At 38.0% G+C, this 26,260-nt stretch carries 24 protein-coding genes and 1 other annotated feature (1 of these 25 cut by a window edge); of the genes, 1 reads left to right on the top strand and 23 read right to left on the bottom strand.

The genetic code is table 11. The features are described from left to right. Positions 1–199 (bottom strand) — a binding site (T-box leader) (it extends 50 nt beyond the left edge of the window). Between the two features lie 60 nt (positions 200–259). The 18 genes from ytxC to MMB69_RS00655 form a co-directional block, all read right to left on the bottom strand. Continuing rightward, the gene (ytxC, locus tag MMB69_RS00740; RefSeq protein ID WP_269871114.1) at positions 260–1,120 is read right to left on the bottom strand and encodes a sporulation protein YtxC; all 861 of its coding nucleotides are present in this window, start codon (positions 1,118–1,120) and stop codon (positions 260–262) included. Positions 1,121–1,216: 96 nt separating this feature from the next. Then, positions 1,217–2,149 carry a primosomal protein DnaI gene (gene dnaI, locus MMB69_RS00735; protein ID WP_013059430.1) on the bottom strand — a complete coding sequence of 311 codons (933 nt, stop codon included), beginning with the start codon at positions 2,147–2,149 and terminating at the stop codon, positions 1,217–1,219. 32 nt (positions 2,150–2,181) lie between these two features. After that, entirely contained in the window at positions 2,182–3,609 is a 1,428-nt protein-coding gene (locus MMB69_RS00730; RefSeq protein WP_028410528.1) for a replication initiation and membrane attachment family protein, read from the bottom strand. A 72-nt stretch (positions 3,610–3,681) separates the two neighbouring features. Then, complete coding sequence (gene nrdR, locus MMB69_RS00725; protein WP_013059432.1) at positions 3,682–4,143, bottom strand: transcriptional regulator NrdR; 462 nt, start codon at positions 4,141–4,143, stop codon at positions 3,682–3,684. Between the two features lie 243 nt (positions 4,144–4,386). Next, positions 4,387–4,773, bottom strand: a complete 387-nt coding sequence (locus MMB69_RS00720; RefSeq protein ID WP_013085185.1) for a hypothetical protein — start codon at positions 4,771–4,773, stop codon at positions 4,387–4,389. A gap of 93 nt (positions 4,774–4,866) precedes the next feature. Next, positions 4,867–5,247 (bottom strand): adenosylmethionine decarboxylase, encoded by a 381-nt coding sequence (speD, locus tag MMB69_RS00715; RefSeq protein WP_013059434.1) that lies wholly within the window; start codon positions 5,245–5,247, stop codon positions 4,867–4,869. 422 nt (positions 5,248–5,669) lie between these two features. Then, positions 5,670–6,701 carry a glyceraldehyde-3-phosphate dehydrogenase gene (locus MMB69_RS00710; protein ID WP_013059435.1) on the bottom strand — a complete coding sequence of 344 codons (1,032 nt, stop codon included), beginning with the start codon at positions 6,699–6,701 and terminating at the stop codon, positions 5,670–5,672. A 218-nt stretch (positions 6,702–6,919) separates the two neighbouring features. Then, the gene (gene coaE, locus MMB69_RS00705) at positions 6,920–7,516 is read right to left on the bottom strand and encodes a dephospho-CoA kinase (protein WP_098314691.1); all 597 of its coding nucleotides are present in this window, start codon (positions 7,514–7,516) and stop codon (positions 6,920–6,922) included. A gap of 23 nt (positions 7,517–7,539) precedes the next feature. Further along, positions 7,540–8,169 (bottom strand): sporulation membrane protein YtaF, encoded by a 630-nt coding sequence (gene ytaF, locus MMB69_RS00700; RefSeq protein WP_028410526.1) that lies wholly within the window; start codon positions 8,167–8,169, stop codon positions 7,540–7,542. Positions 8,170–8,229: 60 nt separating this feature from the next. Then, positions 8,230–9,063: a DNA-formamidopyrimidine glycosylase gene (gene mutM / locus MMB69_RS00695; protein WP_013085189.1), complete on the bottom strand. Its 834-nt coding sequence runs from the start codon at positions 9,061–9,063 to the stop codon at positions 8,230–8,232. Between the two features lie 21 nt (positions 9,064–9,084). Continuing rightward, complete coding sequence (gene polA / locus MMB69_RS00690) at positions 9,085–11,712, bottom strand: DNA polymerase I (RefSeq protein WP_277447020.1); 2,628 nt, start codon at positions 11,710–11,712, stop codon at positions 9,085–9,087. A gap of 328 nt (positions 11,713–12,040) precedes the next feature. Next, positions 12,041–13,813 carry a two-component system histidine kinase PnpS gene (gene pnpS, locus MMB69_RS00685; RefSeq protein ID WP_014458047.1) on the bottom strand — a complete coding sequence of 591 codons (1,773 nt, stop codon included), beginning with the start codon at positions 13,811–13,813 and terminating at the stop codon, positions 12,041–12,043. Next, a complete protein-coding gene (locus MMB69_RS00680; protein WP_013085192.1) occupies positions 13,806–14,522 on the bottom strand; it encodes a response regulator transcription factor in 717 nt (238 codons plus the stop codon). Before MMB69_RS00680 ends, pnpS begins: the two co-directional genes overlap by 8 nt. Before the next feature lie 178 nt (positions 14,523–14,700). Next, positions 14,701–15,177, bottom strand: a complete 477-nt coding sequence (locus tag MMB69_RS00675) for a MaoC family dehydratase (RefSeq protein ID WP_016765707.1) — start codon at positions 15,175–15,177, stop codon at positions 14,701–14,703. A 133-nt stretch (positions 15,178–15,310) separates the two neighbouring features. Beyond that, the gene (gene mdh, locus MMB69_RS00670; protein ID WP_013059443.1) at positions 15,311–16,249 is read right to left on the bottom strand and encodes a malate dehydrogenase; all 939 of its coding nucleotides are present in this window, start codon (positions 16,247–16,249) and stop codon (positions 15,311–15,313) included. Positions 16,250–16,277: 28 nt separating this feature from the next. Next, on the bottom strand, positions 16,278–17,570 hold the full coding sequence (gene icd / locus MMB69_RS00665) for an NADP-dependent isocitrate dehydrogenase (RefSeq protein ID WP_255255780.1): 1,293 nt from the start codon (positions 17,568–17,570) through the stop codon (positions 16,278–16,280). Between the two features lie 75 nt (positions 17,571–17,645). Beyond that, positions 17,646–18,764 (bottom strand): citrate synthase, encoded by a 1,119-nt coding sequence (citZ, locus tag MMB69_RS00660; protein WP_016765709.1) that lies wholly within the window; start codon positions 18,762–18,764, stop codon positions 17,646–17,648. A gap of 360 nt (positions 18,765–19,124) precedes the next feature. After that, the gene (locus MMB69_RS00655) at positions 19,125–19,586 is read right to left on the bottom strand and encodes a DUF441 domain-containing protein (RefSeq protein ID WP_013059446.1); all 462 of its coding nucleotides are present in this window, start codon (positions 19,584–19,586) and stop codon (positions 19,125–19,127) included. Between the two features lie 113 nt (positions 19,587–19,699). Between MMB69_RS00655 and ytvI the strand changes: the two genes are divergently transcribed. Then, complete coding sequence (ytvI, locus tag MMB69_RS00650; RefSeq protein WP_221784670.1) at positions 19,700–20,809, top strand: sporulation integral membrane protein YtvI; 1,110 nt, start codon at positions 19,700–19,702, stop codon at positions 20,807–20,809. 39 nt (positions 20,810–20,848) lie between these two features. Here the strand turns inward: ytvI and MMB69_RS00645 are convergent, their stop codons facing one another. From MMB69_RS00645 to MMB69_RS00625, 5 genes are all read right to left on the bottom strand, one after another. After that, complete coding sequence (locus MMB69_RS00645) at positions 20,849–21,241, bottom strand: FxsA family protein (protein WP_277447019.1); 393 nt, start codon at positions 21,239–21,241, stop codon at positions 20,849–20,851. A gap of 79 nt (positions 21,242–21,320) precedes the next feature. Beyond that, positions 21,321–23,081 carry a pyruvate kinase gene (pyk, locus tag MMB69_RS00640; RefSeq protein WP_221784671.1) on the bottom strand — a complete coding sequence of 587 codons (1,761 nt, stop codon included), beginning with the start codon at positions 23,079–23,081 and terminating at the stop codon, positions 21,321–21,323. A 479-nt stretch (positions 23,082–23,560) separates the two neighbouring features. Continuing rightward, on the bottom strand, positions 23,561–24,538 hold the full coding sequence (gene accA, locus MMB69_RS00635; RefSeq protein WP_013059450.1) for an acetyl-CoA carboxylase carboxyl transferase subunit alpha: 978 nt from the start codon (positions 24,536–24,538) through the stop codon (positions 23,561–23,563). Next, positions 24,532–25,413, bottom strand: coding sequence for an acetyl-CoA carboxylase, carboxyltransferase subunit beta (gene accD, locus MMB69_RS00630; RefSeq protein WP_013059451.1), 882 nt, complete (start codon positions 25,411–25,413; stop codon positions 24,532–24,534). Before accD ends, accA begins: the two co-directional genes overlap by 7 nt. Positions 25,414–25,640: 227 nt before the next feature. Beyond that, the gene (locus MMB69_RS00625) at positions 25,641–26,243 is read right to left on the bottom strand and encodes a FadR/GntR family transcriptional regulator (protein ID WP_269871121.1); all 603 of its coding nucleotides are present in this window, start codon (positions 26,241–26,243) and stop codon (positions 25,641–25,643) included. Positions 26,244–26,260: the final 17 nt, after the last annotated feature.

Below are 26,260 nucleotides of genomic sequence, written 5' to 3'. Positions count from 1 at the left end.
TATCTTGGATAACCCAAAAAACCCGAAGCGGCTCGAGGTTTTATAACGGAAATTCCGTCAGTAATTACTAGAGGCTCTGCTCGTTTACTACTGAAGTTTAGAGGTGGTAAGAATATATTCCGTGTTAGGAGATTTTCAGCCTGGATCTCCCTCTCTACAAACCGTAAATATACACTCATGTCCTCATCATAACTTGTAACATATAGCTGTTTTTCAATATGCATTTATTATATTCATTTTCAAAATAGAAATCAACCTTTCACGTTATATTTTGCTTTTGATCAAACGGAAATTCATTTTTTTCGTATAACATAACTTTTTCTTGGAAGATATTTTGAATGGTATAAACAAAATCATGATCATGCTGGTCACTATACAGATGAATAGCAGCTGGAGATAAACTCAGCAAAGGCGCGATAATAGTCGAGTCTATGTATAATGATTCTTGTTCAGATAAAAAGGCCTCTGCTAGAGCTGCACATTCACGTTCAGGAATATATCTACTGTTGTGGTCGTACAATACAAACTTGTTTTTATTCAAGTGCATTACATACACGTTACCTGTAGATGATTGTCTTTCATTAGCTACTTGGCGCAGCTGATGAATAAGAATTTGATAGTCTTGTTCAAGCTTATATTCATCAATCGCCAGCTCGGCATAATAGCGCAGCCGCTCTTGATATTCTTTTAAACGGAATTGGAGAAAAGACTCAAAGGTGAATGTTACATTATGAATGAAGAAGTCTTGAAGAGCCTGGCGGATAAGTAATTCTCTTGGAAAAGAAAATGTTTTTTGCGGAATTTCTCCTCTCTCTCCTTCCATAATCCCCCCCATAATTTGAAGCAGCAAATCTTGTTCTTCCTCTTCTGAATAGAAAAATTGTTCTTTTAATATGTTTACCATCATCTTTTTTTCTTTCTTTTTTAAAATTACGTGGGTTAATACCGGTATCACCATGTCTTGTAAAATGGCCTCTCGATTGTATGTCTCATCAATAACTAAAAGCTGATTATTCACCAACTTCAAGCACTGTGAACCATATGATAAAGCGCTTCGCTTCGCGCATAAAGACTCATATACAACGACTGCGTCTTCTACATATTTAAAGAATATTTTCATTCCTCATAGCCCCCCTTTGGACACGCTTTATTAATGTATATGGGGCAACATGCAAAAAAATGAGCAAGTCGTTACAAGAAATGTAAAACGACCTGCTCATCTATTTCGTTTATTCTCTCCATTCATTTCAACAGGAATGGCTAGAGACTTAATTCGTTCCATGACACGAGCGGCTTTGAGCTCTTCCTGCTCGCCTCTTTGGGTATAAGTCAAATGATGTTGAAGCTCTTTAAAATTTAAATTCGAGCTGAAAAATGTCGGCAAATTTTCGAGCATGCGGAATTGTAAAATGGTTCCGAGCACATCGTCTCGCATCCAGCTCGTTACGGATTCTGCTCCGAGATCATCAAGCATAAGAACCGGTACTTTTTTGACATACTCTATTTTCTCATTGAAGCTTTGATCTTGAAACGAACCTTTTAACTCACGCAAAAACTCCGGGACGTACAGAATGGTAGATTTCACTTTCTTTTCGGCTAACGCATTGGCAATTGCTCCAAGAAAATACGTTTTCCCCACACCAAACGAACCGTGTAAATATAAAGCTTTCATTTTCTTATTTGGCTCATATTCTCGCACAAAATCTCTTACTAGTTTAATGGCTTCAAATCTTCCCTGCTCAATTTCGATATCAGACATTGTTGCCTGTAAAATTTCTTTCGGCACGTACATACACTGAATAAAAGATTCTTGTTCTTTTCGCTCATCTTCTTGTACTTTTCTAGGACAGCGTTCATACTGTAAATCAATATTACGACCTTTTACAACCAGCTGAGGGTGGTATCCTTTCACCATGTTGACACAGCTTTGCAGAGAAGGACACTTGTCACAGCATTTGCTTTGGTCGATAAATTCATGCATCTTCATCAGACCTCGGTCGACCATTTGCTCATCTAACTCATGGCGATGCTCTTGCAAAAATGTTTTAACTTCAGGATTAGACAGGATACTGTTTCTTAATGCTTCTAAGCGTGCTTTAAAATCTTTTTTGTTCACTAACTGATTTAGTGAATCATTGATAGGCTTCATCTTTTTCACCTCATCTCTATCATACCTGCTTTTTATTCTTTATGCTTTTGTTTTAGCTCTTGATCTAACTGCTTGAGCTCTTCTTGTAGCTTTCGTTTTTCTTCTTCAAATCCGTCCACTTCTTTTGAAGGCTGCTTTTTCTCTTCTTTTTCTTCATCGCTCAGCCACTCTGGCACCATTTCTTTACGCACGATTTTTCGTCCAGCCGTTTTTTTATTTTGCTTTGCTTCGGTCCAGTTCTGATATTCTTTCTGTTCATTTTTAGCTAAATTCATGGCATCTTGAACAGTTTGTACCTTTTTGCGCGCCCAGTGTCCAGCAATTTTCTCTACATAGCTCTTAGATAATTTCATATCGGATCTTAGCATAACATAGTAAATTAGAACATTTACTACCCCTGGTGAAAGCTTTTGGTTAAACATCACTTCTTCAATCATTTGCAAATCTGCTTTTGAAGGCTCTGCTCCCCCGGAAAACTCGATCAAAAGCTGTCGAGGCGAAGTCACTTCAAGCTGCTGAATAAGCTGCTCTTCTTTCGTCTGCGGCTGCTTTTCCTGCATAGTACGAAGCATAGGAGGCTGAATTTGTTCGCTTAGATTTGGAAGTGCTTCTCCATTTTCAAATTGGTAAAAGGACTGTGCTGCTTTTCTAAGTAATTCAATATCAACTTGATCGTTCTCATTTAGCGAATCGAGCACCACATTTTTCATTTGAAGAGGATCGATACCATATAAAAAAGCTAGCTTTTCAATCGCTTGTTTTACTTTAGATGTAATGGACCTTTTCGAAATCATTGAATCTGTTAGACCTGCTAAAAATAAATCAAAATCAAAGGAATCCGGGCTCATCTCAATAGAAGCGCGTTTGGAGGAATCCACAAAGTCCGTTTGAGCATCAGGAGAAAATACATCCTTGCTTTCAGACTGAAAACTTGGAGCCAGCTCTGTTGCTTTAACTGATTTAAATACATCGTTAAATGAATGCGTCACATCTTTGAACGATTGGTCATCGACGAGTGAATCCGAAAAATAATTTTTCACTTTTTGAAAGATGGATTTTCCGAGTCGGTTATATAAATATACATTTAACACGCCATCGTTAAAAAACTGATGGGGCGTAAGAGGAGGAATGAGCTCATAAATGAACACACGAACATCATCTTCTTCCTTAATATATGTTTTTAACAAACCAATGCCTTCTAATTTTAATCGCTCATGGTAAATAGCTTTCAAATTAATTTGCATCATTGACATTAGATGATGATGCGTAGACTCTTTCCCCCATAAACGGTCTTGTTCCAGCTCGCTCCATAGCGTCATATACAGACCAAAGCACGTCGTACCCACCAACGGCTGATAGAGCATGGTTAAAATCTTTCGGTCGTATTCCTGCAGTATGCCGTTCGAACGAACAACATAACGATCGACCGGTATCATTTCTTTCCAATGTTGTTCTTTCATGTCGTTCCCTACCTACTTTTAAAGTGATAGAAATGACAAAAAAAGAGCCTAAAGAATACTTCAATAGCTCTTTTACAGTCGTTCCTTCTTAATTAAATCTTTTAATTCATCAATAAATACATTGATGTCTTTAAATTGTCGGTATACAGAAGCAAATCGAACATAAGAGACTTCATCGATAGCAGCTAATCGCTCCATCACCATTTCTCCTACCACATCTGACTGCACCTCTGATGTACCCTGACTGCGCAGCTCTGTTTCAATATCGTGTACGGTATCTTCTAATTGTTTTAAGCTTACTTGGCGTTTTTCACACGCCTTAATTAACCCTCGAAGGATTTTGTCTTTGCTGAACTCTTCTCTCGCTCCATCTTTTTTTACAACAATTAACGGAAGTTCTTCTACTTTCTCAAAAGTTGTAAAACGATAGTGACACTCTTCGCATTCACGTCTTCTACGAATAGAGCGGCCTTCTTCTACAGGGCGCGAGTCCAGCACTCTCGTTCCATTGTAATGACAGGATGGGCACTTCATATTCTCAGCTCCAATAATAAACCTTGTTTTTCTTTTTATTTTCTCTTATATAAGTTAATTTCCATCTATGTTAGCCGGCTATTCGCCATTTATTATGATTTTTATCATCATTTCCTTTAACAAACACGATGCTGTATTAAAGGATTTGCTTTATTCCATCTTATAGAAAACAAGGCTTGAATACAAGTAAAGGAAAAGGAATTTCCCCATTTTATTTCCTGAAATTCAAAAATGATAAGGAACTTACGAAGAAAGAGGAATAAGTTTTTGATCAAAGCTCTTATAAAGCGTACGTACAAGTTCTTTACTAAAACCAAAATCAACCGGTACCACCTTTGATTCTGTTGTAGCAGAAAAATCGATAGCGGTTTCAAGAGGACGTACGTTAATAATGGTAATTACAACAAAAGCTTTTCTTCCTTTTACAACGTTTAAGCTAATTTCTCCTCGCTCTTCATACGCAGCAAGTATTTCTATCCCTTGCATGTGCTTCAACATTTCATGAACTTGCTTAAATGCATTCCCAGCCGTTGTTTTGTAATAATGCGTTTTTAGAGTCGGATCTGAATGGTGATCGCTTGTTTCTACATGATTAGAAAATAAAGATTTAACTGCTTGTACTACCCCCATGTTGTTATCCCCTTTGTTTTTGCGTATTAAAAATTTATATACTAAAAAGAGGTGTGTAATACACCTCTTAACTTACGTAATCAATCGACACTATTAAAGTGCATTCGCTTTAGTTTGTTTTACCTGAACAGGACCCATTCCACGTGGCAATTCAATTGTTTCACGTGTCTGTGCACTTAGAGCATCTGCAATATAATCTGCTGCGATTGTAGGATCTAAATGACCACAAGTATAAACATCGATACTTGCATAACCATGCTCTGGGAAGCTGTGAATCGTTAAATGTGATTCTGAAATAATAACAACGCCACTTACACCTTGAGGTGCAAATTTATGGAACGCTACTTCGCGAACTTCCGCACCAGATTTTAAAGCTGCATCAACAAACGTTTTTTCAATATAATCAATATCATTTAACTTATCGAAATCGCATCCCCATAATTCTGAGATGACATGACGACCCATTGTTTCCATAATGATATTTCCCCCTTTAACAATTTTTAATCGTTAAACATGAAGTTCTTTCGCCATATAGCATGTTAACTACCACGGGGGAAAGTTAGTCCAAAGAGGTCCTAACCCTTTAAGTAGCCACATCACCGAAAGGTACACAAGAAGTTCACGAAACATAGTATACTTTGTTTACATTTATTTTGCAATACGTGTTTTAATTTTATTAAATATTGTTCTTGCAGATAGACCTATACAAATTACCCCTGTATTCTCGTGAGACAGTGTGTAAAAGCTTCTAAACGACTATTAATTTTTTATTAAAATTGAGGAAAAGAAACACCCCTTTGCATGCTTATCTTATTGCTTTTCCCTATTCTTTTGAATAAAAACAAAAAAAACAGGGCGATAGCTCCCTGTTTTTTTAAAAGCAATCAATAGCTTTCTTAGCTTACTCTTATTTTTGATCCATTACGCATTTCTGCAGCAATATATCTTACCAAATCGACTACGCGCTGAGAGTAGCCCCACTCGTTATCGTACCAAGCTAACACTTTAATTTTATGATCTTCCATTACAATCGTGGATAGTCCATCTACAATAGCTGAATGAGGATTTGTATTAAAGTCAATTGATACGAGTGGTTCCATTGTTAAATTTAAAATATTCTTTAATGGTCCTTCAGCAGCTTTAATAAACGCTAAATTAACATCTTCCATCGTCACAGGTTTCCTTACATCCACAACTAAATCGACAAGCGATACGTTTGGCGTTGGCACACGAAGCGCCATCCCATGAAGCTTTCCTTTTAAATGAGGAAGAACTAATGAAAGTGCCTTGGCTGCTCCAGTTGTTGTAGGAATAATTGATTGAGCACACGCACGGGCTCTTCGCAAGTCTTTATGCGGATTATCGATATTCTTTTGATCATTTGTATATGCGTGAACGGTCGTCATTAAACCGTTTTCAATTGTGAACGCTTCGTCTAACACCTTGACAACTGGAGCTAGACAATTTGTCGTACAAGAGGCATTAGAGATAATGTTATGCTGATTCACATCAAACTCTCGTTCGTTTACGCCCATCACAATGGTGATATCTTCTTGTTTACCCGGTGCCGTTAAGACAACTTTTTTTGCACCTGCTTCAATATGTAACTGCGCTTTTTCTCTTGAATTAAATTTTCCTGTTGCTTCAACAACTAGATCAATCCCAAGCTCTTTCCAAGGCAAATTCAGCGGATCACGTGAATTTAATAGCTGAATTCTTTTACCGTTAACAATTAGCGCATCATCATCACATTTGACATCTCCATTAAATGGTCCGTGTATAGAGTCATATTTGATTAAATGTGCTAACGTTTCTGCTGGATAAGATGCATTTATTGCAATAATATCTAAATTTTCCTCTATAATCGCTGTGCGAAACACCATTCTTCCTATTCTCCCAAAACCATTAATGGCAATACGTGCTTTCATGGCTATACCCCTCTCTATATGTGTTATACTATTTAACTTTTTATATTGAATAGTATAACATAAATATTTAAAAAGTGAATAATATTAATTTTTTTTAATAAATTATTTTAATTAAGTTTTACTATATGTATATAGCGAGAACAGATATTTAACACATTCTTTTTTAGAAGCCCTTAAATATTCCCAATAAAAAAAGAGTGAATGCAATCATTCACTCTTTAATCTAGCCATAGGGCTAATATACTTAAAAGCTGTTGTTTTGTTTCCTCTACAGGACCGTTGTTATTGATCACCGCATCGGCTAAGGCTACTTTTTGAATCAAAGGCAGCTGTGCATGGATACGCGCATAGGCATCCTCCGTCGAGAGGTTATTACGCGACTTTAACCTTTCTAGCTGCACAGACTCATCGACATATACAACCACTACTTTATCGACTAAGTGTGTCAGATCACTTTCAAACAGCAGCGGAATATCTAATACAACGGCTTCGTAACCTTCCTCTATATAGCTTTCCTTTTGAGAAAGCATTTCTTTTCTTACGGCAGGATGTACAATTGCATTCAACTTTTTACGTTCTTCCTCTTGATAAAACACAATTTCCCCTAAAGCCGCTCGATTAATCTCCGCGTTCTCGTGAAGAATAGAACGTCCGAACGTCTCGACAATTTGTTTGTATGCTTCTTTTCCTGGTTCTACGACTTCTTTTGCAATATGATCAGCATCAATTACTGGAATATTGATATCTCGTAGCATTCCGGTTACCGTGCTTTTTCCGCTTGCAATTCCGCCCGTTAATCCAATTACAATTGACATTGGCCTCTCCTTTATCCCTTTATTTAAAATCTAAAAATACCTAAAATAATGAGCAGAACTCCTGGTACAAACGAGAACATTTTCATCCATGATAAACGTGAAAAAACCTTGCCAAACTGTATACCCGCACTTAAAAAAAGAGAACTCATAAGAGCTACAGCAATTGCTAGAGCATACGGCGAATAACCTAATAAAGCCGCCCCAAACCCTGCTCCAAATGCATCCAGAGATAATGCAATTCCAAGTATAAATGCTTCAATTCCATTGATGGAACCTGAATTATCTAAATCTGCTGCAATTGGCTTTTTCAATACGTTAATGACTAGACCAATTGACTTAATTTCAATTTTCACCAATGTTTTTTCTTCTTTCACTCGAGATGAATCTGCCGGACAAAAAAATTGGTATAAAATCCACATCCCAAGCAGAACAAGAATACCTCCGCCTACTTTATTTAGTACATCCACTGAAAATAGATGCGTAAGTACTTTTCCTAAAAACATAGAAAACATTAAAGAAAATGCTGAGCAACATGAAATAATAAAAATGGATTTCAGCGGGATTTTCACCTTTCGAAGCCCGTATGTCAGGCCAACGCTAAAGCTGTCAAGACTTACGGCAAAAGCAAGAATAAGTAAAGAAAATGTTATCATGATGAGAGGACTCCTTTCCTTTCTGTCTATACGTAGTATATGAAAGGAGCCCATCCATTGTTATTTTTTAGCCGGCTGACAATTTGGGCAGATATGTGTTCCTCTACCGCCTACAACAAATTTTTCAATTGGAGTACCGCACATTTTACAGGATTCGCCTTTTCTTCCGTACACATAAAGCTGCTGCTGAAACATGCCTATTTGTCCCTGTGTATTTACATACGTGCGAATTGTGCTGCCTCCTTGCTTCACAGCTTCTTGAAGAGTCGCTACAATTTCTTTGTACAATTTTTCATACTCTTCGTCTGTTAATTGGCTGGCCACTCGTTCAGGATGAATCCCTGCGCGAAACAGTGCTTCATCTACATAAATATTTCCAAGCCCAACCACGACATTTTGATCGAGTAAAACCGGCTTGATTTTTCGAGAGGTTTTGCCGATTCGCATTTTTAATTGACTAGGATTAAATGTTTCGTCAAACGGTTCAGGTCCAAGGCCAATAAGAGGAGGAAACAGATCTTCCTCTCCCTTTTTAAATAAGTGCATAGTACCAAACTTCCTTACATCCCGGTATCGCAATTCCGTTCCATCCGTGAAGTGAAAAAAGACGTGTACATGCTTATCTGGTTCTTCTGCATTCTCATGGAGAGCATATTTACCTTCCATGCGCAAATGAGAAACCATCGTATAATCATCGAGCACAATTTTTAAAAATTTACCTCTGCGTTCAACATCTCGAATGGTTTGTCCAACAAGCGCATCACAAAACTGTTCAACTTGTTCAGGACGTTTGATAATATTAGGCCATTTAACTGTTACACGCTCAATGGTCTTTCCACTAGCTAATTCAATTAACGTACGTCTGACGGTTTCAACTTCTGGTAATTCTGGCACGTTTGTCACATCCTTTTTCCACTACTTTGCTTCGTACCAAGTCTTTCCGTAAGAATAATCTACTTTCAACGGAACTTCTAGCTCTAAAGCGTTCTCCATTACTTCTGGTACGATTTTCTCTAAAATTTTAATTTCTTCTTCTGGGGCTTCAAAAATCAGCTCATCGTGTACTTGAAGCAGCAGCTTAGCCTGAAGGTTTTCATCTTTTAAGCGCTTATCCATTTCAATCATTGCTTTTTTTATAATATCAGCTGCCGTCCCTTGGATAGGCGTATTCATAGCCGTACGCTCAGCAAAGCTGCGGAGGTTAAAGTTTCGGCTCGTGATTTCAGGCAAGTAACGTCGGCGGTGCAAGAGCGTTGTTACATATCCCTTTTCTTTTGCATCGCGTACAATCGTATCCATATACTCCTGTACACCAGGGAAGCTTTCTAAATAGCGTTCAATAAAAGTAGCCGCTGCTTTTCTTGTAATTCCTAAACTTTGCGATAAACCGTAATCACTGATGCCATAGACGATTCCAAAGTTAACTGCTTTAGCCTGGCGGCGCATATTCGACGTTACTTCTTCTCTTTCGACGTGGAACACATCCATCGCTGTTTTCGTATGAATATCTAAGTCATGCTTAAACGCATCGATTAGCTTTTCATCATCTGCAATATGAGCCAGTACGCGCAGCTCAATTTGTGAATAATCCGCCGCAAATATTAACCAATCAGGCTGTGAAGGCACAAACGCACCTCTTATTTTTTTACCTTCTTCAAGACGAATCGGGATGTTTTGCAAGTTAGGATCTACTGAGCTTAACCTTCCCGTTTGAGTTAATGTTTGATTAAAGCGGGTATGAACTTTTCCATCGCTTTCATGAATAACCTTTTTTAATCCTTCAATATACGTAGACTGTAATTTTCCTAGCTGACGGTATTGTAAAATCTCTGGGATAATATCATGGGTACTAGCTAATTGCTCTAATACATCGGCTGATGTGGAATAGCCTGTTTTTGTTTTCTTTATGACTGGAAGCTGCATTTTTTCAAAAAGAACAACTCCTAGCTGCTTTGGCGAATTAATATTAAATTCTTGTCCAGCGTATTCGTAGATTTTCGCTTCAATTTTTTCAAGCTGCTCTCGAAGATCTTCGCCCATTTCATCCAAACGCGCGCGGTCAATTTTCACCCCTTGATATTCCATATCAGCAAGGACAATGGCAAGAGGCATTTCAAGCTTCTCAAACAGCTCAAACTGTTCATTTTCAACCAATTCTTTTTCTAATACTTCTTTTAAATAAGCTACGGCGGCTGCTTTTCTTATAACATGCTCAGCTAGCTGATCAGCTTCCGCAATGCTTCGCTTAGCTCCTTTTCCATACACAGCTTCATCTGATTGCACTTGATGATACCCTTTTAATTTTGCAATTGTCGCTAGGTCATCATTTGCCTCAGCAGGATTCAAGATGTAAGAAGCAATCATTACATCATGTTCAATTCCTTTAATTTCATGCCCCGCCCATTTTAACGATACAATCGTACGTTTTCCATTAAACACCGTCTTTTTTACACGTTCATCTTCTAACCATGCTTTAAATTTAGAAGATGAAAGAGCTGTATCTTTATCAATAAAATAGTGGCCATTTTTGTTGCTGATTCCAAAACCGAGCAGCTGATTGTGATGATAGTTTTCTTCATACCCTTCTACGATCAGAGCTGCTTCGCTTGTTAAAATATCATCGTGAACTTCCTGCGCTATTTCAAACGTCAGTTCTTCAAAATCTGCTTCCTCTTCTGCTGTTTCACCAAATTTAGCAAGCAGAGAATTAAACCCAAGCTCTTTAAATAATGAGATGACCTTTGAAGATTCAAACCCGTCATACTTTGCATCTTCTACAGATACTTCAAGAGGCGCTTCGCAATAAATCGTTGCAAGCTTTTTACTCATGATGGCTGATTCACGATTATCTTCTAGCTTTTCTTTTAATTTTTTACCGCTGACTTGATCGATAGATTTCAATACATTTTCAACCGTTTCGAACTCTTTTAATAGCTTTAAGGCTGTTTTTTCGCCGACTCCGGGCACGCCTGGGATATTATCCGAGCTGTCCCCCATAAGGCCTTTCATATCAATAATTTGTGCAGCCGTAATACCATACTTTTCATCAATGGCTGAAGGCGTATAGGAATCGACATCCGTAATTCCTTTTCTCGTAATATCTACGGTTACATGTTCTGACACAAGCTGAAGTAAATCTTTATCCCCGGAAATGACTTTTACGGCCATTCCTTTTTGTTCAGCTTGTTTTGAAAGCGTACCGATAATATCATCTGCTTCATAATCAGGCAGTTCATAGCGCTTAATCCCATATGCATCTAATAATTCACGAATAAAGGGAAACTGCTCTGAAAGTTCAGGAGGCGTCTTTTGTCTGCCTCCTTTGTATTCTGTAAATGTTTTGTGGCGAAACGTTGTTTTCCCTGCATCAAATGCCACAAGTAAATGCGTCGGCTTCTCTTCCTCTAAGATACGTGTCAGCATTGTAGTAAAGCCATATATGGCATTTGTATGTATTCCTTTATCATTGTTTAAAAGCGGCAAAGCAAAAAATGCACGGTAGGCAATACTATTCCCGTCAATTAATACTAGTTTTTGTGTCATTCATGTTCCTCCATTTCGCTCTCTTCTTATCTTACCTTTATTTTAGCAAACAATAAGCTTTAAGGACAAAAAGTACTCTTGAATTCAACGTTTTATTTTCATGTGGTGATAAGATCTGTACATCATAAAATAAAAACACCGCCTAGTTATTTTAGGCGGTGTAACATGTGAATGGATAGAAATTGTCAAAAAGAATCGGCGAAAATAGCACGGTTAAAGCTATTTTCGCCTTACACATTGGCTCCTTGGATGAAGGGGTTTCCATGAAAAATTGTATCAATTAATTATTAAGCTACATTAAATAAATTGTAAAAGGAACGTAAACATTTTACATCTGCGGCAAATACTTGTGCAGCTTGACCGAAAAAGTTGTCCCTTTATTAACTTCACTTTTCACTTCAATTTCCCCTTTATGAGCTTCAACAAGATGTTTAACAATTGCTAATCCAAGACCTGTTCCTCCGGAATTACGGCTTCTTGCTTTATCTACTCGGTAAAAGCGCTCAAAAATACGTGAAATTTCATCAGAATCAATACCGATACCTGTATCTTGAACATGAACTGTAATCGTTTCTTCTTCCTCTTCAAGCGAAACGTGAACCGTTCCTCCAGGCATTGTATACATGAGCGCATTGCCGATTAAGTTAACAAACACTTGCATAAGGCGCTGACTGTCACCATCAATCCACGCTTCTTCAGGAAGCGTATCTAACGTTAGCGTGATTTCTTTTTCAGTCGCTCGGTTTGATAGCACTGTGGTCACTTCGTAAAGAAGCGTATTCAAATCTACTGAATGAATGCTTAGTTTAAACCCTTGCTGTTCAACTTTAGACAAATCTAAAAGGTCTTGAATCAAGCTCTCCATGCGCTGACTTTCCGTTAAAATGATAGATAGAAACTGCTGGCGCAGCTGTGGATCTTCCATGGCACCGTCTAACAATGTCTCACTAAACCCTTTTATAGACGTAATAGGAGTTTTTAGTTCATGAGACACATTCGCTACAAAGTCACGGCGAACTTGTTCTAGCTTTTTCAGCTCGGTAATATCATGGAAAACAAGCACAATCCCTTTCCATTCATCGTTTAAGCCAATAATCGGCGCTCCGTAAACATCAAAATATCTTCGTTCAATATTTAAAGGGAGAACCACTTGTTTTCGAACCTTTACTTCCGTCATAAATATTTTTTCCACAAGCTTAATGATTTCTTTATGCTCAAATACCTCGTAATACAAATGATAAAGGAAGTCATCCGGATGTATATGAAACTGCTCTTTATAAGCTCGATTCACTAAGTTTATATAGCCTCTACTATCGATAAGAAGCATACCGCTTCCCATATTTTCAATTAGCGTGCGCAGCCTGTCCTGCTGCATTTCTTGATTAGTGATAGACTCTTGCAGATTACGAGCAAGTGCGTTAATAGACTGACTCAGCATCCCTGTTTCATCTACATAATCTTCATATGTACGAGCTTTATAATTCCCTTTTGCAAGTTCCATAGCCACCTTGGTTGCCGATTCAATAGGACGGGTATAGCGTCCCATAATCTTTACACCTAAGAGTAAAATCACAATCAAAGCTAGACCCAAGCTTCCAATAAGAAGGCCCCAAATTTGCTGATTTACTTGTTTTAATGAATCAAACGATGTACTCAGCACAACAAATCCCTCTTGCTTACCTTCTATAATAAGCGGGATACCATAGTAATATAAGTCGTAATCTTCTTTAATTTGATCAAAGCTTTTTTTACTGTTTAACTGCTTTTTTAATACCTGCTGGATTACGATACTTTTTTCGATTCTTTGCTGCTTGCTACCTGGATTTGAGTCAACTAATATTTTTCCGTCTTTTTGAACGATAGTCGTTCGTACACTTAGCGAATGGCTTATTTGATCAACTTTAGATTTTAAAGCAGGACTTGTGATACCTTCTTCGCTAATGTACATTTCTACAAGCTTTGCCTCTTTTTCCATTCGCTCTTGAAACGTCTGAAAATAAAAGTTTTTAAACAACTGTCCCAGCAGCAGGCCAAGACCTACTAATACAATAATGATAAGTACTAATAGAGCCAAAAGTAGCCTTGAACGAAATTTATTCATCTACCTTTGGTTCCTCCAGCTTATATCCTAATCCTCTAATCGTTTTTATATAAACAGGTTTTCGCGTATTGTGTTCAATTTTCTCACGCAAATGGCTGATGTGCACATCTACAATTCGCGTATCTCCGGCAAAATCATAATTCCACACTGCACTTAGCAGCTGATCACGAGTTAATACCCGTCCTTTGTATTTTGCCAAATATAATAATAACTCAAATTCTTTTGGAGTAAGCTCAAGCTGCTCTTGATTAAAGTAGGCCTCATAATGATCTGGAAGAATTTTTAAATCACCGATCATGATGCGCTCGCCATCTTCCTCTTGTTCATTTTCCTGAGCAATAATTTGTGTTCTGCGTAAAATGGCTTTTACACGCGCCACTACTTCTCGAGGACTAAATGGTTTCGTCATGTAGTCATCTGCGCCAAGCTCTAGCCCTAATACTTTGTCGAACTCATCGTCTTTTGCAGTTAACATTAAAATAGGCGTCATCACTTTTTGCTGACGAAGCTTTTTACAAACTTCAATTCCATCCATCTTAGGAAGCATCAAGTCTAACACAATTAAATCCGGTTTTCCTTCTAGTGCCTTGTTGTATCCTTCTTCCCCATCTTCAGCTGTTTCTACTGTAAAACCAGCTTGTTGTAAATTATATTGTAATAATGTTGAAATTGATTGTTCATCATCTACGACTAATAATTTCTTACTCATATTAACGATATAAGCCTCCATCTAGTTAAATTAAACCGCAGCTTCATCCAAATGATATTATTTTCTATTTATCTTCTCTTATCATACAATGTTTTAGCCTCGTTCTCCAATACATTTCAACATTTTCAGAAAATATAACCAAACAGTTTCTTCTATATTTATAAATATTTAAGGCGTTTTAAAAATTTTCAAAGTCGTGTGTCTCTACTGATGGAAGTCTAAACGGCGGATACACAAGAAACCGCGCCGTTACTACTTTCTCTTTTTGCTCATTGACCGCTTCCACCTCAATCGTAACAGTTCTAGAAGAAACATCTACCTCTGTCACTTCAAATAAAAATTCAATCGTGCTATAATGATGAATCTTTTTGGGGAAGGCTACCGTATGTTCTGCAACGTGGCTTCCAGGTCCGGGCAAATACTTTGAAATGGCTGCTGTCATAATACCGGTAATCATAATACTTGGCACAATAGGTTTTTTAAAAGGGGTCTGAGATGCGTAATCATGCTGAATGTATAAAGGGTTCGAATCATTTGTCAGCCCTAAGTACAATAAGATATCCTTATCTTCAATTCGTTCCGTTAGCGTTAATTTTTCTCCAACTTTTATATCTTCAATACTTCGGCCTATTTTTTGTTTTTTACCTAATACCATCATCATTCCACCTTTTGTATAAAGTAATAGCTTTTCTTTATATACAAGAAAAATTCGAGGTTTCCCTCGAATTTTCCTTGTGACTATTGTTTGAATATTGATAAAAACCTATACTCAAACCTATTTTATTGTATTAAGCTAATACACCCATGACAGTTTTAACTGATTTTGCTGATTGATCTAACGCAGCTTTTTCAGAATCAGTCAGTTCTAATTCAATTACTTGCTCAATTCCTGCAGCTCCTAATACGGTTGGAACACCTAAGTAGATGCCGTTATAACCATACTCACCCTCTAGGTAAGCAATCGCTGGTAAAATGCGACGCTGATCTTTTAAGATCGCTTCTGTCATTTCCACTAAAGAAGCAGCAGGAGCGTAGTACGCACTTCCGTTACCTAATAAGTTAACGATCTCGCCGCCGCCTTTGCGTGTTCTTTCAACAATTGCTTCAAGGCGCGCTTTTGGAATAAGCGTTTCAAGAGGAATACCGCCAGCATATGAGTAGCGTACAAGAGGTACCATATCATCGCCATGTCCACCAAGTACAAAACCTGTGATATCTTTTACTGAAATGTTTAACTCCTGCGCTACGAACGTACGGAAACGTGCAGAATCTAATACACCTGATTGACCGATTACGCGGTTTTTAGGAAAACCAGATTCTTTAAATACTGTGTACGTCATAGCATCTACCGGGTTTGTTAACACGATAATATGACAGTTTGGTGAGTATTTAACAACTTCTTGAGTAACAGACTTCATGATCTTTTGGTTCGTTGTTACTAAATCATCGCGACTCATACCTGGCTTGCGCGCGATACCAGCTGTAATAATGACAATGTCAGAATCAGCTGTGTCTTCGTAGTTGGCTGTTCCTGTAATGTTAGCGTCAAATCCTTGTACAGGACTTGCTTCTAACATATCCAGCGCTTTACCTTTAGCTGGATTTTCTAATTGCGGAATATCAACTAATACAACATCAGCTAACTCTTTTTGACCAATTAAAAAAGCAGTTGTAGCTCCCGTAAAGCCCGCTCCGATAACAGATACTTTTTTACGCATATTTGCCATTATAATTCCTCCCTTAAATGAATAGCTATTAAACTGTTACTTGTTTTCCTAGATTGCTAATTAATTCATCAGCGAACTCTGAACACTTCACTTCTGTTGCACCATCCATTAAACGTGCGAAATCATATGTTACTACTTTTGAAGCAATTGTTTTTTCCATTGATTTCATGATTAAATCCGCTGCTTCGTTCCAGCCAAGGTGTTCAAGCATTAACACACCTGATAATAATACAGAAGATGGGTTTACTTTATCTAAACCAGCATATTTAGGTGCTGTACCGTGAGTTGCTTCAAAGATAGCATGTCCAGTTTCATAGTTGATGTTTGCTCCTGGAGCAATTCCGATACCACCAACTTGCGCCGCTAATGCATCTGAAATGTAATCTCCATTTAAATTCATTGTTGCTACTACATCGAATTCACGTGGACGAGTTAAAATTTGTTGTAAGAAGATATCTGCAATTGAATCTTTTACAATAATTTTTCCTGCTGCTTCCGCTTCTGCTTGAGCTTTGTTTGCAGCCTGTGCACCTTCTTTTTCAACGATGCGGTCATATTGAGCCCAAGTAAATACTTTATCGCCGAATTCTTTTTCAGCTAGCTCATAGCCCCAATTTTTAAATGCGCCTTCTGTATATTTCATAATGTTACCTTTGTGTACAAGCGTAACAGACTTGCGGCCTTGTTCAATTGCGTAGTTGATTGCTGCACGCACAAGACGCTCTGTTCCTTCAGAAGAAATAGGCTTAATACCTAATCCAGAAGTTTCAGGGAAACGGATTTTATTTACGCCTAATTCCGTTTGTAGGAATGAAACAAGCTTTTGTACTTCTTCAGAACCCTTCGCATATTCAATACCAGCATAAATATCTTCAGTATTTTCACGGAAGATAACCATATCTGTATCTTCAGGGCGCTTAATTGGAGAAGGTACGCCGTCAAAGTAGCGAACAGGACGTAAGCATGTGAATAAGTCTAATTCTTGACGCAATGCCACGTTTAGAGAACGAATTCCACCGCCTACTGGTGTTGTTAATGGTCCTTTGATTGCAATTATGTATTCGCGAATTGCATCTAACGTTTCTTCCGGTAACCATTCGCCAGTTTGATTAAATGCTTTTTCACCTGCTAATACTTCTTTCCAAACGATTTCTTTTTCACCATTGTATGCTTTTGCAACCGCTGCTTCTAATACGCGAGAAGCTGCTGCCCAGATATCCGGACCAATTCCGTCACCTTCGATAAATGGAATAATTGGGTTATTTGGTACGTTTAACACGCCGTTTGCTACAGAAATTTGTTCACCTTTTGTCATGAGAATGACCTCCTTAAAAAATTTGTCTACTTTCACTTATGGAAAAGTGCTCAACGAACGTGAGCACCTTCGTCACATTGTTTAGCTGCGCTCTTCAAGCGGGATGTACGTTTGCTTTCCAGGACCGATATAATCAGCTCTTGGACGAATCAAACGATTGTTTGAATACTGCTCTAAAATGTGAGCAATCCATCCTGATACACGGCTTACGGCAAAGATCGGAGTAAATAGATCGTGATCAATCCCTAAGCTGTGGTATACAGAAGCTGAATAGAAATCAACGTTTGGCGGAAGCTTTTTCTCGCCTGTTACGATCTCTTCAATTTTCACTGACATATCGTATAGCGTTGTATCTCCTGCTTGTTTGGTAAGTTTTTCAGACATTTCTTTCAAGTGCTTGGCACGAGGATCACCCTGCTGATACACACGATGTCCAAATCCCATAATCTTTTCTTTTTTCGCGAGCTTTTCGCGAATGTAAGGTTCTGCGTTTTCAACTGTTTGAATGTCAGACAACATTTTCATAACAGCTTCATTCGCTCCCCCGTGAAGAGGACCCTTTAACGCTCCAATAGCAGCTGTAATTCCTGAATAAATATCGGATAACGTTGCCACACAGACACGAGCTGTAAAAGTCGAAGCATTTAGCTCATGGTCAGCGTGTAAGACAAGTGCTTTATCAAATGCCTCTACTTGGATATCAGTTGGCTCTTCGCCGGTTAACATATATAAAAAGTTAGCGGCAATGCTATAGTTTTCGTTTGGTTCAATTGGCTCTAATCCGTTACGGACTCTTGAAAAAGCCGTTACCACCGTTGGTAACTGTGCTTGCAAACGAACAGCTTTGCGATAATTTGCTTCTTCATCCATTAAATCAGCTTCAGGATCGTACAACCCCAATAGTGATACGACTGTTCTTAAAGCTGCCATTGGATGAACATCTTTAATTGGATAAGTTTTGAAATGATCTAAGACTTCTTGGGGTAATTTAGCGTTTTCTGCTAGTAATCTAGAAAACACAGATAATTCTTCTTTGTTAGGTAGTTTTCCGTGCCATAGTAAATACACCACTTCTTCAAATGTTGCATAATTCGCTAAATCATCAATATTGTAGCCTTGATATGTTAAAGTGTCATCAATAATTGAACTTACTGCTGACGTTGTAGCGACTACCCCTTCTAGACCTCGAGTTGCTGTCATAAATCTCCACTCCTTTACAGAAAAAATTCCCCATACCTTTCTGTGTAAAACGTGAAAAACAAAATTGAGCCTCTGCTCAACTAGACATTAAATGATATACGAAGCGCCTCTTTTGAATATATATCTTGGAAGAACATTCCTTCACCCCACGCAAAGAAAATGCTTACATTTCCATTTGTTTCAATAACACACAAAATCAAAACATCTGCATGTGTCATTGCTTTGTTACAGCCCTATAGGTAAAACATACAATTGTATGTAAAAAGATGCGGCCTCAAAATATATTATAAACAATTATCTGACTTTTGTGAATCAAAAGAGAGAAGAAATTTTAAAAAAATTATTATTATACAAAAATTTCTACGAAAAAAGTTCGGTTAATTTCATAAATAAATAAGCGATTCCAGCACCGATTAACGGACCTACTGCTACCCCTTGAAACAGCGCCACAGCAAGAATTGTGCCAAAAACTAAAGCGGTCGTAATATGCGGATCATCTTCCAAGAGTGTAAGTCCATATTTAGCAATAATTGCTACAGCAATTCCGGCTCCTAGAGCAATCCAGGCATAAGAAGATTTCACGGCCTCTCCTAATTGTTTGAATCCTATGTCTCCTGTTGCAATCGGCACAAGAACGGCAATTGTAATAACCGTTACTCCAATATTGATTCCTTTTGATTGTAGAAACGGAAAAACCTTACCGTCTAACCCGATTAATTTTAAAATAAGTAAAAATGCAACTGCAATGATTAACGATTGATTTTTAGCCACTAATCCAATTACGAGTAAAACAGCTAAAAAAAGCATGGGTTGTGAGAACATTTTACTCATCCTTTCTTTTTTTATTGTGATAAATCTAAAGCGTATTACGTAAATATTTTATGAGTAGCTTTTTCTTTTGTTGACTATCGTTTACAAGGAGGCCTCTATTTATTGTGTACATGCTTCATTTACATCGACTATTTCGCTTAGCTTGTGTGTTGGCAATTATTGCAGCATCTATATTTCTTAGTTATTATGTCTCTTCTCTCATATATCCATTTATTATCGCCTGCTGCATCGCCTTTTTTATAAATCCTATGGTTAATCTATTTGAATTGAAGCTGCGCTTACCCCGCTACTTAGCTGTTTTACTGTCAATGGTTCTTATCTTCTCTCTTTTGGCCGGACTTATTACGTTACTTATCACAGAAATCATTGCAGGAAGTACGTATTTAGCGAAAGTTGTTCCCACAAATTTCAAAGAAGTGGTCATATTTATTGAAAATATTGCTACAGAACAAATACTTCCGTTTTATGAACGCATTACTTCTATGTTTAATAACTTAAATACCGGTCAGCAAGCAACTATTTTATCGAACATTAAAGGGGTAGGCAACCATATCGCTCAAACGGTGGGCGATTTTCTGCAAAATGTATTGCAAAGCATCCCAGTACTTTTATCCGTACTGCCTAATGCAGCGACTGTGATTATTTTTTCATTACTGGCTACTTTTTTTATTAGTAAAGATTGGTACAAGCTGATGGCTAAAAGCAGCGTGTTTATTCCTAAAAAAGTAAGGGAAAATGGACAGACAGTGGTTGTGGAGCTTAAAAATGCACTGTTTGGTTTTATTAAAGCTCAGCTTACGCTTATTTCGATTACCACAATCATCGTTCTTTTTGGTTTACTTGTTCTTAGGGTTGATTATGCTATTACAGTCGCTTTATTAATTGGCTTAGTAGATATTCTTCCTTACCTCGGAACGGGACTGGTTTTTGTTCCTTGGATGATTTATGCCTTTGCCACAGATAACGTGTCATTTGCTGTAGGGCTTTCGGTACTATATGCTGTAGTACTTGTGCAGCGACAAATTATGGAACCAAAAATTTTGTCATCAAGCATTGGTCTTGATCCTCTCGCTACATTAATTGCTTTATTTGTAGGATATCAACTGATTGGATTTTTCGGATTAATAGTCGGCCCTGTTATTCTTGTTATTCTAAAAACTCTTCATACAACGGGGGTTTTCAAAGAAACGTGGCAATTTATTATAGGAAAATGAAAAAGTGTGTGAAAGAAGCTTCTTTCACACACTTTCTAATTAACGAATAATCGTCATTCGATTACGTCCTTGAAAAAACCTTCTTAGCCACGTTAAAAGAAAAGGCTTAACGATTCTGCGTGTAAACGGCAGTAAAAAGATAAAGCCTACAACATCTGTCAAGAAGCCTGGAAACAGCAGAAACAGTCCGCCAAATAGTACACACATACCATCAAGGATTTCACCGCTCGGAACATGTCCCTGGCTCATCTGACGCTGTGCTTTTTGAAAAAGAGATGTTCCTTGTTTTTTCGCTAGAAACGCACCAATAAAACTAGTAGCAATAATCAGTAAAAATGTTGACATTACACCAATGAGATGACTTGAATAAATCAAAATCATTACCTCAACAGCAGGTACAATAAGAAGGAGCGGAAGGATCTTCCTCACCATCATCACCTCTTCGCTTATTGAATTGCCTAAACAAAAAGAGAAGGATTCCCCTTCTCTTTTTTCTATCATCTACGTGTTCTTACAGTACGCTTGCGTGTCCGTTGTATACAACACCACGTGAAGCATCAACTGTAATATCTTGATCTTCTGAGAATACGCTTGTTGCGTTTTCTACGCCTACAATGACAGGAATGCTTAAGTTTAACCCTACTACAGCTGCATGGCTTGTTAGACCGCCTTCTTCTGTAATAAGAGCTCCTGCTTTTTCAATTGCACTGATCATATCGCGATCTGTGCTGTTTGTAACAAGGATAGCACCTTCAATCATTTTTGCATTTGCTTCTTCAGCAGTTTTAGCAATAACTACTTTACCAACTGCTGCTTTACGACCAATTCCTTGGCCTTTAGCAAGAACGTCACCTACAACTTGAACTTTCATTAAGTTCGTTGCACCTGATTCTCCAACTGGAACACCAGCTGTAATAACCACTAAGTCGCCGTGTGCTACAACGCCTGTTTTTACTGCGTCATTTACAGCGTGATCTAACATATCGTCAATTGTATTTACGCGCTCACCAACAACTGGTGTAACACCCCATACTAGAGACAGACGACGTGCAACAGAATCGTTTGCTGCAACAGCTACGATTGGAGATTGCGGACGATATTTAGAAACGATTTTCGCTGTATAACCACTTTCTGTTGGCGCTACGATTGCACTAGCGTTTAAGTTAAGCGCTGTGTGTACAACAGATTGTCCAATTGCATCTGTAATAGATGGGCCAACTTGCTTGCTGCGCTGTTGTAAAATCTCAGAGTAGTTTAGAGCTTGCTCAGCACGAGAAGCGATTGAATGCATTGTTTGTACAGCTTCAACTGGGTAAGAACCTGCAGCTGTTTCACCAGATAACATAATTGCATCTGTACCATCAAAGATAGCATTGGCAACGTCACTTGCTTCCGCACGAGTCGGGCGCGGGTTGCGTTGCATTGAATCAAGCATTTGTGTAGCTGTAATAACTGGTTTGCCAAGCGCATTACATTGTTTGATTAGATCTTTTTGTACTAATGGTACTTCTTCAGCAGGAATTTCTACTCCTAAGTCACCACGAGCAACCATTAAACCGTCTGAAACTTCAAGAATTTCCTTGATGTTATCTACGCCTTCTTGGTTTTCGATTTTTGAGATGATTTGAATGTGAGCTGCATTGTGTTTTTCTAGTAGTTCACGAATTTCTAATACATCAGATGCGCGACGCACAAAAGAAGCAGCGATAAAATCAATGCCTTGTTCGATACCGAATACAATATCGCTTGCATCTTTTTCAGTGATACCAGGAAGGTTCACACTTACGTTTGGCACGTTTACACCTTTTTTATTTTTTAATGTACCAGGGTTAAGTACTTTTGTTTTGATTTCACCATCAGTTTTATTGATGTCTAGTACTTCAAGACCGATTAAACCGTCATCTAAAAGGATTTTTGATCCTACGTGTACGTCATCGATTAGACCTGGATATGTAATTGAGAATTTTTCAGTTGTTCCCACTACTTCTGTCATAGAAACAATGATTTCAGAGCCTTCTTCTAACTCAATTGCACCATTTTCCATTGTGTTTGTACGAATTTCAGGTCCTTTTGTATCAAGTAAGATACCTACTGTTTTACCTGTTTGTTTCGCAGCTTCACGAATGTTAACAATACGTGCACCGTGCTCTTCAAAGTCACCGTGAGAGAAGTTTAGACGACAAACGTTTAAGCCTGAGTTAATTAGTTCAACTAATTTTTCTACACTTTCACTCGCTGGTCCAATAGTACATACAATTTTAGTTTTACGCATTCAAATTTCCTCCTATATATTTACTATTTACTCTTTAGGTAGGGCAAATAGCTATTTCTTTTACTAACCTTGTACTAGCAGGCTATGAACAAATAGTTTGTTGCCCTCACTTGTTCACCTTGCTTTACGTGTAACTTATAAAATACCTACGTAGCGCTGAATCAAATAGCAAACAAATACACAGCACTTTAACGATGAATTTCTTCATCGTTTGCTTCTTGTTTTACTATTCCCTGCAATTCATACAGCAATACTTACTGCCTGATTTGTCTTATGTATCTCGCGTTTTGGAGAAAAGACAAACGCTCGCACAGCTGCTAATAACCATAGGAAATTTTTTAAAAATACTCTTTTTGTACTTTTACTTAAAGGTTTTTGCTGTCTATAAAATACCACGAAGAACTTGTAAACACAATAGAGAAGGGCTATACAAACCGCACAAAAACGCGCACCCTTATTTTTCAAGAGTGCACGTTTCTTTATTTTATAGTAATGGCATCGTTTTCAGCTGCAAATTGTCCGATTTTTTTGTATTTTAAATAACGCTCTTCCACTAGCTCTTCTTTTGATAAATTCATCAGCTCTTTTAATGATTTCTTAATAATGCCCTCCATGTATCCAGCTTGTGCATCGATATCTCGGTGAGCTCCGCCTTTTACCTCTGAAACCATTTCATCTACAATACCCAGTTCTTTCAAATCTGGTGCTGTAATCTTCATCGTTTCAGCAGCTTTTTTCGCAAGAGAAGAATCTTTCCAAAGAATGGCTGCCGCTCCTTCTGGAGAAATAACTGAATACGTCGAGTTCTCAAGCATATGAAGGTGATTTCCTAACCCTAATGCCAAGGCTCCCCCGCTTCCTCCTTCTCCAATTACAATGCAAATAACAGGTACAGTTAAGCCAGCCATTTCGAAAAGGTTTTTCGCAATAGCTTCGCTTTGTCCGCGCTCTTCTGCCGCTTTTCCTGGATAAGCTCCTTTTGTATCAATAAAGCAAATAATTGGGCGGTTAAATTTCTCCGCTTGCTTCATTAGACGCAGTGCTTTACGGTAGCCTTCAGGATGAGGCATACCAAAATTACGGCGAATATTTTCTTTCGTATCTTTACCTCTCTGATGTCCAATCACGGTAACAGGCACGCCATTAAACTTGGCAATTCCTCCTACGATTGCTTCATCATCTCCATAAAAGCGATCTCCATGACACTCTAAAAAGTTTGTAAACAAGCGAGAAATATAATCGAGTGTTGTAGGACGCTCAGGATGGCGAGCAATTTGAACACGGTTCCATGGGCTTAGATGATTGTAAATATCGTTTTCTACTTTTTCTAAGCGATTTTCTAACTTATCAATTTCGCTAGATAAATCCACTTCTGTATTTTTAGCAAACTCTTTAAGCTCTGCAATCTTGTTTCGCAACTCAACAATTGGACGTTCAAATTCTAATTCGCTTACCACTCGATGTCACCTCCTGCTACGTGTATATCTAAAATAGTTGTTAACGTTTCTTTTAAATCATGACGGTCAATAACTCCGTCTAGCTGACCATGCTTCAACAGAAATTCCGACGTCTGAAAATCTTCTGGAAGCTCTTCTCTAATTGTTTGTTCAATAATACGTCTTCCAGCAAAGCCAATTAACGCGCCCGGCTCGGCTAAATTATAATCACCTAACGAAGCAAAGCTTGCTGACACGCCTCCTGTGGTAGGATGTGTCATAATCGAAATGATTAAGCCGCCTTCATCACTGAACATTTTAAGAGCTGCGCTAGTTTTAGCCATTTGCATCAAGCTCAGAACACCTTCTTGCATACGTGCACCGCCTGAAGCTGTGAAAATAAGGAATGGAACATGCATTTCCTTCGCTTTTTCAATGGCGCGAGTAATTTTCTCGCCGACTACAGAGCCCATGCTTCCCATACGGAAATGTGAATCCATAACAGCAACTACTACTTTAATGCCTTCAATATCCCCTTCACCCGTAACAATCGCTTCACTCAAATTAGTTTTTTCACGATCTTTTTCGAGCTTTTCAAGATAATCAGGGAACCCAAGAGGATTTTCTGACGTCATATCTTTGTCGTATTCAACAAACGTTCCGCTGTCGATTAAGCTTTCGATACGCTCTGGTGCTGTCATTTGATGATGATATCCACAGTTTAAGCATACTTTTAAGTTTTTATTTAACTCTTTCGTATACATTATTTTTTTACACTTTTTACACTTGGTCATAATTCCTTCAGGTACATCTTGTCTCATATGCTCAGAAGGAATCGTAGCATATTTTCGTTTTTTTGGAGTTTTTGTGTTTTTTGTAAATAAATCTCGTAACAAGGTGTAACCTCCTTTTGGTTCTTTTCTTTACCACAAGAACCTTTATTCTTCCTCTTCTTCTACTATTTACAAGTTGTGAAAACCCGCCTTAAATATAAAACAAGCGACGGATAGACAAAAATTGGACGAATTGTTCGCTTCACTTTATTAGTTGCTATTTACTTTACTAGATGACTGCTTGATTTTGTGTAGAAAGATGGCATGTCTCTTTCGACAAATTCCTTCTTTCACACTTGTTTGTAGCACTGATGGTGAAGATTTAATACAGATGCTTCATCTTTTTTAGCTAACGCCTCTACTAATTCACTTATCAGAGTGTCGCTTGGCGCTGAGTTTTGTTGAAAAGTTTGAGAAAAACGGCAAATAATCAACCAGATTCGGTGTAATAGCCGATTAGGCTGCAAAGAAAACAAATAGTCAAACAAGTTCTTCAAACAATCGTCATTCTGCTTTCGAATTGCTTTCGAAACATTGATTTCGTACTGTTCCGCTAAAACAAAATACAAACAGCTCTTTTCAAGAATATATCTCGTCTGAATTAAATCTGATTTTGTTTTACCGTCTTGTACTAAAAAAGTAGCTAATAAATCAATAAATTGATGATCCCCTACTTCTTTAATAAACGTACCTTCACCTCTTCTAGTTTCAATCAACCCAATTAGCTCTAACGCTCTGAGCGCTTCTCGAACGGAAGAACGTCCTGCGCCTAACCGTTCAGAAAGCTCTCGTTCTGACGGGATTTTATCCCCCGTAGTTAAACGATCGTCTTCCATTAGCTGGCGAATTTGTTTTAGAATTTCTACATATACTTTTGAACGTTCATTCTTCAAGTTTACTACCACTCACT

Source organism: Priestia sp. P5, from assembly GCF_029522155.1.
Taxonomy (GTDB): Bacteria; Bacillota; Bacilli; order Bacillales; family Bacillaceae_H; genus Priestia; species Priestia megaterium_E.
Note: the sequence above shows the minus strand (reverse complement) of the source record. Positions and strands in the feature narration are given on the sequence as shown.